At 61.8% G+C, this 13,510-nt stretch carries 12 protein-coding genes; 7 read left to right on the top strand and 5 right to left on the bottom strand.

Going from position 1 to position 13,510, the window contains the following annotated elements:
• Positions 1–55 precede the first annotated feature (55 nt).
• From ELEN_RS10175 to ELEN_RS10145, 7 genes are all read left to right on the top strand, one after another.
• Positions 56–1,051 carry an extracellular solute-binding protein gene (locus tag ELEN_RS10175; RefSeq protein ID WP_015760903.1) on the top strand — a complete coding sequence of 332 codons (996 nt, stop codon included), beginning with the start codon at positions 56–58 and terminating at the stop codon, positions 1,049–1,051.
• The gene (locus ELEN_RS10170; RefSeq protein WP_229079676.1) at positions 1,051–1,869 is read left to right on the top strand and encodes an ABC transporter ATP-binding protein; all 819 of its coding nucleotides are present in this window, start codon (positions 1,051–1,053) and stop codon (positions 1,867–1,869) included. The genes ELEN_RS10175 and ELEN_RS10170 overlap by 1 nt, the downstream gene beginning before the upstream one ends.
• A 7-nt stretch (positions 1,870–1,876) precedes the next feature.
• Complete coding sequence (locus ELEN_RS10165; protein WP_015760901.1) at positions 1,877–3,478, top strand: ABC transporter permease subunit; 1,602 nt, start codon at positions 1,877–1,879, stop codon at positions 3,476–3,478.
• Between the two features lie 37 nt (positions 3,479–3,515).
• Entirely contained in the window at positions 3,516–4,418 is a 903-nt protein-coding gene (locus ELEN_RS10160; RefSeq protein ID WP_015760900.1) for a sugar phosphate nucleotidyltransferase, read from the top strand.
• A gap of 177 nt (positions 4,419–4,595) precedes the next feature.
• Complete coding sequence (locus ELEN_RS10155; RefSeq protein WP_015760899.1) at positions 4,596–6,365, top strand: phosphotransferase; 1,770 nt, start codon at positions 4,596–4,598, stop codon at positions 6,363–6,365.
• 5 nt (positions 6,366–6,370) lie between these two features.
• Entirely contained in the window at positions 6,371–7,582 is a 1,212-nt protein-coding gene (gene eutH / locus ELEN_RS10150; RefSeq protein WP_015760898.1) for an ethanolamine utilization protein EutH, read from the top strand.
• 387 nt (positions 7,583–7,969) lie between these two features.
• Positions 7,970–8,860, top strand: coding sequence for an extracellular solute-binding protein (locus ELEN_RS10145; protein ID WP_015760897.1), 891 nt, complete (start codon positions 7,970–7,972; stop codon positions 8,858–8,860).
• A 27-nt stretch (positions 8,861–8,887) separates the two neighbouring features.
• On the opposite strand, the gene ELEN_RS10140 is transcribed toward ELEN_RS10145, so the two are convergent.
• The 5 genes from ELEN_RS10140 to ELEN_RS10120 form a co-directional block, all read right to left on the bottom strand.
• Positions 8,888–9,247 (bottom strand): Hpt domain-containing protein, encoded by a 360-nt coding sequence (locus tag ELEN_RS10140; protein ID WP_015760896.1) that lies wholly within the window; start codon positions 9,245–9,247, stop codon positions 8,888–8,890.
• A 114-nt stretch (positions 9,248–9,361) separates the two neighbouring features.
• Complete coding sequence (locus ELEN_RS10135) at positions 9,362–9,967, bottom strand: sugar transferase (protein WP_015760895.1); 606 nt, start codon at positions 9,965–9,967, stop codon at positions 9,362–9,364.
• The gene (locus tag ELEN_RS10130; RefSeq protein ID WP_015760894.1) at positions 9,967–11,193 is read right to left on the bottom strand and encodes a DegT/DnrJ/EryC1/StrS family aminotransferase; all 1,227 of its coding nucleotides are present in this window, start codon (positions 11,191–11,193) and stop codon (positions 9,967–9,969) included. The genes ELEN_RS10135 and ELEN_RS10130 overlap by 1 nt, the downstream gene beginning before the upstream one ends.
• A gap of 117 nt (positions 11,194–11,310) precedes the next feature.
• On the bottom strand, positions 11,311–12,600 hold the full coding sequence (locus tag ELEN_RS10125) for a glycosyltransferase (protein ID WP_041691642.1): 1,290 nt from the start codon (positions 12,598–12,600) through the stop codon (positions 11,311–11,313).
• 93 nt (positions 12,601–12,693) lie between these two features.
• On the bottom strand, positions 12,694–13,191 hold the full coding sequence (locus ELEN_RS10120) for a universal stress protein (RefSeq protein ID WP_015760892.1): 498 nt from the start codon (positions 13,189–13,191) through the stop codon (positions 12,694–12,696).
• Positions 13,192–13,510 lie beyond the last annotated feature (319 nt).

The raw sequence follows: 13,510 nt of genomic DNA, 5'->3' as shown, positions 1-13,510 counted from the left end.
ACATAGATATGCTTTAGCTCGATAATCTGATTCTATAGCGAAGCGAGGAATGTGCATGCCCCTTGTGATGACCCGGCGATCGTTTTTGGCGGTTGCGGCGGGTGCGGCTGCGTCGCTTGCCTTGTCGGGATGCAGCTCCGCGAGCGATAACACCGTGGTGATCTACTCGTGCGGCGAGGGCGAGGCGAACGAGGTGCTGCTCGAGGCCATGCATCGCGATCTGCCGCAGTACGATATCCGCTTGCACTACGTGTCGACCGGCACGTGCGCGGCGAAGCTCCAGAACGAGGGTACGTCGAGCGAGGCCGATATCGTTCTCATGCTCGAGGGCGGTTACCTCAGGCAGATTCAGCCGAGCTTGGCGAAGCTGACCTCGTACGATTTCGAAGTGTTCGAAGACGATCTGCTCGACGGCTCGAGTACCTACCTTCCCTTCAGGCGCGAGAGCGCATGCGTTGCCATGAACGTCGGGGAGCTGACCGCTCGCGGCATCGCCATACCCGAGACGTACGACGATCTGCTCGATCCAACGTACCGTGGGCTCATCACGATGGCGAATCCGAAATCTTCCGGTACGGGCTACAACTTCGTTAAGAGTCTCGTGAACACGCGGGGCGAGGATGCGGCCTTCGAGTACTTTGACAAGCTGGCCGAGAACGTGTACCAGTTCTCGTCGTCGGGATCGGGGCCGGTCAACGCGCTCGTGCAAGGAGAGGCGTTGATCGGGTTCGGCCTCACCTACCAAGCGGTGTCCGAGATCAACAAGGGCGTGCCCATCGAGGTGCGGTTCTTCGAGGAGGGCTCGCCTTGGACGATGAACGGCGTGGCGGTGGTCGACGGCAAGCAGGATAAGCCGGCGGTGCGAGCCGTTATGGATTGGATGTTCAGCACGGGCATCCTGCTGGACAAGCAGGAGTTCGTCCCGGACAAGGTGTTCGTCGATCAGCATACCGAGATCCCGAACTACCCGCAGGATACGCACTACGCGGACATGGAAGGCGTGTTCGACATCGACGAGAAAAAGCGGTTGCTAGGGAAGTGGAAGTACTGATGACGAGCGAACAGGAACACACGATGGTCGACACGACGTCAAATCGCGAGACGCTTGCGGACGAGCCGAAACTTCGCATCAGCGGCTTAGTTAAGCGTTTCGAGGGATCCGAGGTCCTGCACGGTCTCGATTTCGATGTGCGGGATGGCGAATTCCTTTCCATCCTGGGACCTTCGGGATGCGGTAAGACGACCACGTTGCGCATTCTCATCGGTCTGCTGGCACCCGACGAGGGCTTGATCGCCCTCGATGGGCGCGACATCACGACGGCGTCGCCCGACGCGCGCGGCATGGGCATCGTGTTCCAGAATTACGCCCTGTTCGAGAACATGACGGTGCGCGGCAACGTCGAGTACGCCTTGAAGTTCAAGCCCGATCTGAAGGCCCGTCGGCGCGAGATCGCCCAACGCGTGCTCGAGCAGCTCGGCCTTGCGGAGCACCTCGACAAGAGCGTGCGGCAGCTGTCGGGCGGCCAGCAGCAGCGCGTGTCCATCGCCCGCACGCTGGCGCTCAATCCCGAGGTCATCTTGTTCGACGAGCCCATGAGCGCGCTCGACGTGGAAACGCGCCTGTCGCTGCGCCTCGAGCTCAAGCGCATCCAGCGGGAGTTCGGCACGACGATGGTGTACATCACGCACGACCAGGAGGAGGCGTTCGCGCTGTCCGACCGCGTGATGGTGATGGGGGAGGGCAGCATCCACCAGCTGGCCGCGCCCGAGGAGATCATCGCCAACCCGGCCGACGACTACGTTGCCGACTTCGTGGTGAAGAACCTCAACATCAAAATGGACTCGCTTGCGCGATTCATGGATCGGTAGGCGGCTCGTGAAGCGAAAGGGTACGTTCAATCTCACTCGGGTGGTTCTTGCTGCCTTCTTCCTCTTTGCTGCCGTGCTGCCTTTGCTGGGGATGTTCTCGCAACTGGCGAGTCCGGGAGCGTCCGAGGTGTTCGGCACGGAGCAGTTCAAGGCTGCCTGTCTCAACTCCATCGGCGTGTCGCTTACTTCGACGGTCATCTCGCTGGCGCTCGCGCTGGCGATGTCGTGGGTGCTCTGCCGCACGAACATACGCGCCAAGGGCGTCATCGCCGTCGTCATGACGCTCCCTATGCTCATCCCTTCGCTCGCGCTCGGCATGGGACTGGTGTTCTTGCTCGGGTCGAATGGGGTCATCACGAACGCGCTTGGGCTCGATTTTTCGCTGTATGGGTTCTGGGGCATCGTGATGGGTTCGGTGCTGTACTCGTTCCCCTCGGCGTTCTTGTTGCTGTACGACGTGCTCAAGTACGAAGACGCATCGCCGTACGAGGCCGCCGATGTCCTGGGAATCCCGAAGGTCAACCAGTTCCTCAGCATCACGCTGCCGTATCTGCGCAAGCCGCTCATCTCGGCCGTGTTCGCCACTTTCACGCTCGTGGTGACCGACTACGGCGTACCGCTCATGGTGGGCGGCAAGACCACGACGCTGCCGGTGCTCATGTACCAGGAGGTTATCGGCCTGCTGAATTACAACACGGGCGTGGCTATCGGCTTCGTGCTGCTCATACCGGCCGTGGTGGCGTTCCTCGTCGACGTGCTCAATGCCGACAAGGGGAAGTCGTCGTTCGTGTCCAAAGCGTTCGATATCAAGCGCAATGTGGCGCGCGACGCGATTGGCTACGTCGCCGGCATCGTGGCATCGGTGGCCATCCTCCTCCCGCTCGGATCGTTCGTGCTCGTATCGTTCGTGCGGAAGTATCCGGTGGATTTGACGGCGACGTTCGACAACGTGGGCCGTGCGCTCAACATGAATGTGGGCGATTACTGGATCAATTCGATCATCATCGCCTGCGCTGTTGCGCTCATCGGCACAACGCTTGCGTATTTCGCGGCATATGTGACGGCTCGCTTGGGCGGCCGTTTTGCGAAGATGCTGCACCTCGTCTGCATCACGACGCTCGCCATCCCCGGTATCGTGCTGGGTTTGTCGTACGTGCTGTTCTTCAAGGGTTCCCTTCTGTACGGCACGTTCGCCATCCTGATCTTGGTCAACCTCGTCCACTTCTTCGCCTCGCCGTACCTCATGGCTTACAATTCGCTGGGCAAGGTGAACGAGAACCTGGAAGCGGTCGGCTCCACGATGGGGATCGGGCGGGGGAGCATCTTGAAGGACGTTCTCATCCCGCAGACGACGGGCACCATCATCGAGATGGTGGGCTACTTCTTCGTAAACTGCATGGTTACCATTTCCGCCGTGGCGTTCTTGTCCACGACGCTCGACATGCCGCTCGCGTTGCTGATCACCGATCTCGATGCGCAACGTCTGACGGAGTGCGCCGCGTTCGTGTCGTTGATCATCCTGCTCACCAACATTGCCTTCAAGCTGGTGCTTGCAGGCGTGAAGAAAGCTATCAACCGTGCCGGTTCGCCCTCCGCTTCGGCGGCTTGACGAATGCGGTGCTTGCCAATTGAGGAAAGGTTCGCTCATGTCCCGTTCGCTCGACGTGAAGGATTTTAAAATACTGACCGCGCTTGAGGCGCGTGTCGACGAGTCGCTGACGCAGCGAGAGATCGCCGCGGCTGCCGATCTGTCCGTAGGCACGGTCAACCGCGCGATGGCCGACCTGCACGAGCGAGGCTTCGTACGTGAGGGCATGCTGTCGGCGGCGGGCCTGGAAGCGCTCGAACCCTATCGCGTCAAGCGCGCGGTGCTCATCGCCGCCGGGTTCGGCTCCCGCTTGGTTCCCATCACGCTGAACACGCCCAAGCCGCTCATTCGCGTGCAGGGTCAGCGCATCATCGACTCGCTGCTCGACGCCGTGTTCGCCGCCGGCATCGAGGAGGTGTACGTGGTGCGCGGGTACCTTGCCGAGCAGTTCGATCAGTTGCTGTACAAGTACCCCCACGTGAAGTTCATCGAGAACCCTTTCTACAACGAGGCGAACAACATCTCTTCGGCTGTGGCGGCGAAGGATCTGCTGCAGAACGCCTACGTGTTCGAGTCTGACCTGCTGCTGTACAACCCGAAGCTCATCACGAAGTACCAGTATTCGTCGAACTACCTGGGTGTGCCGGTGCCGGTTACCGACGACTGGTGCTTTCAGACGCGCCGCGGCGTGATCACGGGGCTCACGGTGGGCGGAACGGACTGCCACCACATGTTCGGTATCTCCTATTGGACCGAAGAGGACGGCAGAAAGCTCGCCGACGACGTGCCGGCCACGTTCGCCATGCCGGGAGGCAAGGAGCGATACTGGGACGAGGTGGCGCTGCGCTACTTCGCGCGCAACTACGAGGTGTCGGTGCGCGAGTGCACGTTCGACGATGTGATCGAGATCGACACGTACCGCGAACTGCAGCAGCTCGACAAATCCTATGTAGTTGGATGATAGCCTATCGGTTCATTATGTAAAACGACATCGTCCTTTTGATCGACCATTTTTGGTATACGATGTGATATTTACATATACTTGTTCAATATATTATAAACTATTTACAAATATGAACATACGAGTTAAAATCTCTCGCGTTGCATTCAACTTGGACAGCAGTGGGAGAGGGTCGTCGTGTCGCTGGAGAAGAACGAGTTCAAAACCCTGGTCGCGTCGATGGACGAAGGCGTGTACACGCAGCGCGCCTTGGCCGATGCGTCAGGGCTTTCGCTCGGCACGGTCAACCGATTGTGCCAGACGCTGCGCGATCGCGGGCTCATGGACGGGTTCTACGTCACGGCGGAGGGTTATCGCGCCTTGCAGCCGTACAAAGTAGAGAACGCTATCATCATGGCTGCGGGACTGTCCTCGCGCTTTGCGCCGCTCTCTTACGAGAAGCCCAAGGGCGTGCTCAACGTGCGGGGCGAAGTGCTGATCGAGCGGCAGATCCGCCAGCTCAAAGCCGCCGGTATCGACGACATCACGGTGGTGGTCGGCTATATGAAGGAAGCGTTCTTCTATCTTGAGGATCTGTACGGGGTGTCCATCCGCGTGAACGAGGAGTACGTCGCTCGCAACAACAACTCCACCCTCATGCTCGTTCGGGAGCAGCTGGGCAATACCTACATCTGCTCGTCCGACGATTACTTCACCGAGAACGTTTTCGAGCCGTACGTGTACGAAGCGTACTATGCGGGCATGTATTTCGAGGGTCCCACCGACGAGTACTGCATGAAGACGGCACGCGATGGGCGAATCATCGGCGTTACCGTCGGCGGCGCCGATGCGTTCGGCATGCTCGGGCACGCGTACTTTGATCGCGCGTTCTCCAGCGCGTTCTCGGCCATTCTCGAGAACGAATACGATTGGCCCGAGACGGCGCCCAAGCTTTGGGAGGACCTGTTTCGCGACCATGTGAAAGATCTGCGCATGGTGTTACGCTGCTACGGACCGGGCGTCATCTACGAATTCGATTCCCTTTCCGATCTTAAGCAGTTCGACCAGGATTTCCTGATGAACGTCGACTCGGAGATCCTCGACAACATCTGCGACGTGCTCGGCTGCACGCGCGACCGCGTCGAGGGCATCGTGCCGATCAAGGAAGGCCTTACCAACCTTTCCTTCAGATTCTCGGTCGACGGCGCTTCGTACGTGTACCGGCACCCCGGTCCCGGCGCGGACGAGATCATCAACCGACGAAGCGAGGCGCACTCCCAGGCTGTCGCCAAAAAGCTCGGCATCGATGACACGTTCGTTTTTCAAGATACCCGGAAAGGTTGGAAGGTGTCGCGTTTCGTGAAGGATTGCAAGCCGTTCGATTACCACGACGGGAGCCATGTCGAGCAGGCTATGGACCTGATCCGCCGTTTGCACCAGAGCGGCGAGACGTCGCAGTGGACGTACGACCTATTCGAGAAAGCCCAGTCCATGATGGCGCTGCTCGGTGCGCGTTCCTATCCGTCGTTCCCGGATTACGAGCCCCTGCGCGATCGCGCGGCGCGCCTCGACGCCTTGGTGAAAAGGGATGGCGTTGCACCATGCCTCTGCCACAACGATTTTTACAACCCGAACTTCCTCGTATCCGAAGAGGCGATGTACCTTATCGACTGGGAGTATTCGGCGATGTCGGATTACGCTTCCGATCTCGGCGTGTTCATCTGCTGCTCCGACTACGACGAGGACGAGGCGGATCGCGTGCTCGAGACGTACTTCCAGCGGGCATTGACCGCCGAGGAATACCGCCATTGCATCGCTTTCGTGGCGCTTGCCGCCTACCACTGGTTCATCTGGGCCTTGTATAAAGAGGCTGCAGGCGATTCGGTGGGAGAGTGGTTGTACCTGTGGTACCGATACGCCAAGACGTATTCGGCCAAAGCGCTTGCGCTCTACGAAGACGAAAGGTAGTCGAGATGGAGATGATCGGAACGGCCGTGGTGTACATCATCATGGTCTGCGCATTGGCGGGCGCCGTCGCATCGGCCATCAAGCCGGAGAGCGAGCTCGGCCGGCAATTCGTGGCCGGCATCGACTCCATCGGCCCCATCTTCCTTCCCGTAGCGGGCATCATGGCATCGGCTCCTTATCTGACGGCGTTCGTGAGCACGGTCTTCGGGCCGGCGTACGGGGCGCTCGGCGCCGACCCAGCCATGGCAGCGACGACGTTCATCGCCATCGACATGGGCGGATACCAGCTGGCGGACGCGCTTGCGCAGACGCGTGAGAGCTGGATCATGGCGATGATGACCGGGTATATGGCGGGCGCAACCATCGTTTTCACGATACCGGTGGCGCTGAAGATGCTCGAGAAACGCGATCGGAAGTACTTGGCGCTCGGAGTGATGAGCGGCCTTCTCGCGATTCCTATCGGCGTGCTCGTTGCGAGCATCATCATCGCGCTTTCGCACCCGGTGATCCGGGAGGTCGTATCGACGAACGCCGAAGCGACCTATCAGCTTGCGTTGAGCTTCGCCCAGATCGGCGTCAACCTCGTGCCGCTGATCATCATATGCGTTGCGCTGGCATTGGGGCTCAAGTTCAAGCCCGACGCCATGATCAAGGGGTTCATCGTGTTCGGTCGCGTGATGGAAGCGACGCTCAAAATCGTGTTCGTGCTGGCGGTTATCGAATACTTCACGGGCATCTTCACCACGGTCTTCGGCTCCTTCGGGTTCGATCCTATCATCGCCGACGAGGAGGATATCTTCCGAGCACTCGAGGTGTCGGGTGCTATCGGCATGATGTTGTGCGGCGCGTTTCCCATGGTGTACCTCATCAAGCGCTATCTTGCGAAGCCACTCGCCAAAATCGGCGGCGCGGTGGGGCTGAGCTCGGACGCAACCGCTGGCTTGCTGGCCGCCTCGGCGAACGTGCTTGCGGCGCTGTCGATGGTGAAAGACCTCAAGGCGCGCGACAAGGTGCTGGTCATGTCGTTTGCCGTGTGCTGCGCATTTCTGTTCGGCGATCATCTGTCGTTCACGGCGAACTTCCAACCGACGCTGATCGTGCCGGTGCTTGTAGGGAAGCTGTCAGCGGGTGTGTGTGCCGTCGTGTTCGCAAGCTTGCTTGCCGTGAAGAAGGCTGAGGAACTCGAGCGGATCGATAGGGCAGAAGCCGAAAACTAGAAAAACAATCCGGATCGTCGAAGCACCCCTTCCCCCATCGTGATCAATGGGAGAAGGGGTGCTTTGTTTTATGTTCAATTACTATATTCAATTTACATTATTGAACACACTTGATATGATCTTTACATTCCGAAAAGGGATGATGATCGTAAATAGGTATATTTTGCGTTCATAAATATAAGTAAACACTAAGAATTGTACAAACGATTCTCTTGTTTCATATGGTCAAAATCGAGAAGAGCAAAGGTGGTGAGAGGGGGTCGGAGTGCGTGCGACCTTGACGCGATGCTTCAGCTGACGCGAAAAGAATTCTTGCTCGGCGCGCTGGGGGCGGCATGCGCCTTGGCTCTGCCGGGATGTTCGGGACGATCCGAGAACACGGTCGTCATGTACTCGTGTGCCGAGGGCGTGCGCAACGAGTCGCTGCTCGCGGCGATGCACGATCGGTTTCCCGCCTACGACATTCGTTTGCGCTACATTCCCACGGGCAACTGCGCGGCGAAGCTCAAGATGGAAGGAGCGCAATCCGAAGCCGATATCGTTTTGGGCCTTGAAGGTGGTTACCTTAAACAGGTGTCGGATCAATTCGAGGAGCTTCCGGCATCGGATGCATCCCGCTATTGCGCCGACCTGGTGGATGCCGATAACCGCTTCTTTCCGTTTTCGCGTGAAAGCGCTTGCATCGCGATCAACGAGGCGGCGTTTTCCGAGCGCGGCCTCACCGCGCCCCGTTGCTACGAGGATCTGACCGATCCTGCGTTTCGCGGCCTGGTGACCATGCCGAACCCCAAGTCATCGGGCACGGGGTACAATTTCGTCAAGAGCCTGGTGAACGCCTGGGGTGAGGATGAAGCGTTTGCGTACTTCGATCGCCTGGCTGAGAACGTGTACCAGTTCACCTCCTCAGGGTCGGGCCCGGTGAATGCGCTCGTGCAAGGCGAAGCCGCCATCGGTCTGGGAATGACCTTCCAGACCGTTTCCGAGATCAACCAAGGCGTGCCGCTGCGGGTGCTGTTCTTCGAGGAGGGTGCCCCCTGGGCCGTGTACGGCTTGGGCATCGTCCAAGGTCGGGAGGATAACGCCGCCGTCTACGAAGTGTTCGAGTGGCTCGCCACCGAAGGCGTGAAGATCGACAACGAAACGTACGTGCCCGATCAGGTTCTCATCGATTTCAAAGCCGAGATTCCGAACTATCCGACCGATATCGTGTATGCCGACATGACGGGCATCACCGATCCGGACGAGAAACAACGCCTGCTGGCGAAGTGGAAGTACTAGAAGGAGCGGCAGGAACGCTTGTCGCTCCTACCGCTGCAGGATCGCCAGGGCTTCGACCACGGCTTCGTGGCTCTCGCGGAGTTCGGGCATGAGGGCGCGTGCGCTGTCCAGATCGTCGGCGCGCAGCGCATCGGTGATGCGCGCGGCCAGGTCGTAGAGGCGCACGAACGACAAGTTGCCCGCGACGCCCTTGAGGGAATGGGCCTCGCGCTCGGCCGCGGCGGTATCGCCGGAGGCCATCGCTGTTTCCAACCGGTCGAAATGCGGATCGTTCGCGTACTTCGAGGCGAGACGAACGAACAGGGCCTCGTTGCCGCCGAAGCGCTCCATCGCCTCCGCATAGTCGATGCCGTACTGTGCAAGCTTTGCGTTCAATTCGTTCGTCATGATCTCACTCTCCTGCATGCTCTCCCGTCGTACGCCCGCGTTGCGCGGCGCACGTTCATGATAGAGGGTGGGAGCCGTGCGCGGCGGGTCGGAAGGGGTCACGTTAGCCGACCGTTACTTCGCCGACGCATCGTCCTCCACGAACACGCCTTCCTGGTTGAATACGGCGGAGAACGTCTTGAAGAACACCTTCACGTCGAGCGGGAAGGAAACGTTGCGCACGTAGAACACGTCGAGCGCCAAACGGTCGTGCCAGGGCAGCGAGTTGCGCCCGTACACGGCGGCGTACCCGGTGATACCGGGCTTCACGGTGAGTTTGAGGTGCTCGTCGCCTTCGTAGAGCTCCGTCTCGCGGCGCAGGTCGGGGCGGGGCCCCACGACGCTCATGTCGCCTTTCAGCACGTTGAGGAACTGCGGCATCTCGTCGAGCGACGTCTTGCGCATGAAGGCGCCCACGCGCGTCATGCGGGGGTCGTCCGCGCCGTTGTAGGTGGAGCCGTCCTCCATGATGAGGTCGGGCGCGTTCACCCGCATCGAGCGCAGCTTGTACATCTTGAAGTCGCGCCCGCCGAGCCCCACGCGCGGCGCGTTGTAGAACACGGGTCCCTTGTCCTCGAAGTGGATGAACGGCGCCAGCACCGCGATGATGATCAGCACGAAGGGCAGCGCCACGAGCCCTACGACCAGGTCGCACGCCCTTTTTCCGAACCGTGCGTACATCAGCGGACGCCCTCCGCCTCGAGCTTGTCGTAGGCGCGCCCGAACGACGCCGCCACGTAGTCCACGTCGTCGTCGGAGAGCAGCGTGTGCAGCGGCAGCGTCACCTCGTTCTCGAACTGCGCGAGCGCGTTCGGGAAATCGGCGATGTCGAAGCCGAGATCGCGATACGCGGTGAGCAGCGGCAGCGGCTTGTAGTGCACGTTCGTGGCCACGCCGTCGTCCGCCATGCGCTCGATCAGCGCGTTGCGGAACGCCTGCGACTTGGCCCTCAGACGCACGAACATGAGGTGCCCGCTCGATTCGCCGCCCTCGCCGTAGTGCTGCAGCAGCTCGACGTCGCGGTCGCGCAGGTTGCGCTCGTAGCGCTCGACGATGGTGCGCCGGCGGGCGAGCGAGGCGGGGTAGCGGCGCAGCTGCGCAAGCCCGAGCGCCGCCTGGATGTCGGTCATGTTGCACTTCCAGCCGGGGAAGGCGATGTCGTACTCCCAGGCGCCCGCGCGGTTCTTCGCCAGCGCGTCCTTCGTCTGGCCGTGCAGGGATTGCAGCATGAACTGGCGGTACAGCTCGTCGGAGTCGAACGCGCCCGCGCGCCACGCGAGCGCGCCGCCCTCGGCCGTGGTCAGGTTCTTCACGGCGTGGAACGAGAAGGCGGTGAAGTCGGCCACCGACCCGGAGGGACGTCCCCGATACGTCGCGCCGAACGAGTGGGCGGCGTCGGCCAGGACGATGACGCGGTCGAAGGCGCGCTGCAGCTCGGTCGCGGGCTTCCAACGGTCGCGCACGGCGTCGAGCGCGGCGAACAGGCGCTCGTAGTCCGCCATGCGCCCGGCGATGTCGACGGGGATGATGGCGCGCGTGCGCTCGGTGACGAGGCCGGGCAGGGCGTCGTAGTCCATCTCGTAGGAGCCGGGCGCCACGTCGCATAGCACGGGGGTCGCGCCCACGTGGCAGATGACCGAGCAGGAGGCGGTGTAGGTGTACGCGCTCGTGATCACTTCGTCCCCGGGTCCCACGCCGATGGCGCGCAGGGCGCATTCGAGCGCCGCGGTGGCCGAGGCGAACGTGGCGGCGCGGTCGGCCTGCGCGAAGCGGGCGATCTCACGCTCGAATTCCTTCGTCTTCGGGCCGGTGGTGATCCAGCCGCTCCTCAGCGCGTCGGCGACCTCGTCGAGCTCGGCCTGGGTGATGTCCGGCGGGGAGAACGAAATGCGTTTCTGCTCAGTCAAGATTGCTCCTTGGTACCCTATAAACGACGTGCGACCTGCATGATCGCACGCAATCAGCGTATGCAAGCTCCCTATTTTGACGCGCCGCGCCCGGTTTGGCGAGGCGCTCAACCAAAATCACAGCAACGTGCGCAGCAAATCCACGATCTCGCGATACGCGCGGGGCTGGTCGAACTCGCTCTCGGCGACGGCGCGTGCCTTCGAGCCCATGATCTTGCGCAGCGACGCGTGCCCCGCGAGCTTGGCGATGGCGTCGGCGAGCGCTTCGGCATCTTCCGCCTCGACGTTCACGCCGAAGCCGTCGGCGGTCACCTTCGCGCGGAACTCGGGGCTCGAGCCCGTGTTGATCATGGGGTTGCCGCTGGCCAGGTAGTCGCCGATCTTCGTCACGATGCTCTGAACCGCCGACGTGACGAGCGAGTTCACCACGATGTCCGACGCGCACAGGTAGGCGGCCATCAGCTCGTAGGCCGTGTAACCCAGGAAGTCCGCCGGGGCGTCGAGCTGCGCCGCGAGCGCCTCGAGCTTCTCGCGGTCGGGGCCGTCGCCGAGCACCTTCACGCGCACGGGGGGCAAGGCCGGCGCCTGGTCGTCGCCCTTCGACGCCGCCCGTGCGAGGCGTCGGCGCTCGAGCAGCGCGGCGGCCTCGACGAGCGTGGCCACGTCGTAGCTGGCGCCGAGCGTTCCGGCGTAGGCGACCCACAGCTCGCCTTCCGGCTTGTCCACCTCGGGCGCGTGCACGCGGGCTCCTTCGTCGAAGGCGGCCAGGTCGTTGCCCACGTACACCGTGGCCTGGGGGTAGGGCTTCGCGCGGTCCTTCGCCGGACGCGCCGCGTACTCGTCGGAGGTGCCGACGGCGCCCGCCAGCAGCTGGTAGACGCGCTTCGCGTCGCGCGAGAACGGGTAGAAGGCGACGTCGCTGACCACGGGCACGTCGACGACCATGCGCATGGCCTCGGGCCACAGGTCGTTGATGTCCGCCACGAACGGGATGCCCTGCGCGTCGGCCGCTTCGGCGCACACGCGCGCGACGTCGTTCGGCGGGATCTCCGCGTAGATGAGGTCGTACGCGCCGGCCGTTCGCTCGAAGTGCGCGCGCAGGTTCTTCGCCGCGACGCGATGGCTGCGGATGCGCGCGAGGTCGAGGTTCTTCGTGTAGCCGGGCTCGTCGATGAACACGACGCGGTAGGGAAGGCCCTGGTAGCAGGCTTTCGACGTGTCGCGATGCGCCTTGTCCCAATGCTGGAACGACGACGTGATGAGGTCGACTTCGAAGCCCTCGCGCGCGAGCAGCTCCGACAGGAAGCGGAAGCGCGTGTAACCGCGCGTCTCGTCGCCCAGCTTCACTCCCATCGTGACGACAGCCAGATGTTTGCGCGGGCGGGTATGATGTCGATTGATTTCCATAGCCAGGTAGTATACCAACTTATCGGGTCGGCATGCGCGACGGCCCGCGCGAAAACGGACGCGGGCCGTCGGGATGCGGTTCGTAGGCCTTCGCTACTTCCCGTCCTCGTCCTTCTTCGCCACGAGGACGGGGATCTCCGCGGAGCGCAGGACGCCGTAGCTGACGCTGCCCAGCATGCCGCGCAGCACGCCGAGGCCGCGCGAGCCCATGACGATGAGGTCGCAGCCGTGCTCCTTCGCGAAGTCGTTGATGCCGTCGACGGGCGACGGCGCGTTGGCGGCCACGATGTCCACGTCGTTGGGCAGGCCGTCGAGCAGTCCGCCGATGGCCTGCTTCATGTCGTTCTCCTCGCGGTCGAGCGCCGCTTCGACGAGCTTCTTGTACAGGTCGGGCTGGATGACCAGCGGGGGAGCGCTCTCGTAGGGGTTGGCGTCGAGCCCGAGCGCGGGCGGGATGTCCGAAACGAATACCACGCTGACGACGTGCAGCTTGATGGCGGGGTCCTCTTCCGCCAAGCCCTTGGCCAGCGTGAGCGCGTGCAGTGCGTGGTCGGACTTGTCGAACGGCACGAGGATGTTGGTGAACTTCATGAGATTCCTCCTGATCGTCGCTGATCAAACAGCTAAAGTATAGCACGCGTCGCGCGGCGCGGCAGAGGGTCGGGGTTCTGGTGACGGACTGTCACCATTGTGGAAATAGAACACCTAACTATCGTTTTAACCGATAACGAAGCATCGGATAATCGCATAGCGTCTGGCCGTTTACCTCCTTGACGGGGCGATTCAATCCCGTAACATACCACCTATGAATTCTCGTTTCGTACATATCGCCGCCATGCGCATGCTCAAGCCTGGGCTTGTCGGCGCATGCGTCGACGCCCGGGCATAGCTTCCGCGCGGCCGCCCGACG

The organism is Eggerthella lenta DSM 2243 (assembly GCF_000024265.1).
Lineage (GTDB): Bacteria > Actinomycetota > Coriobacteriia > Coriobacteriales > Eggerthellaceae > Eggerthella > Eggerthella lenta.
This window is presented reverse-complemented; position numbering and strand designations above follow the sequence as displayed.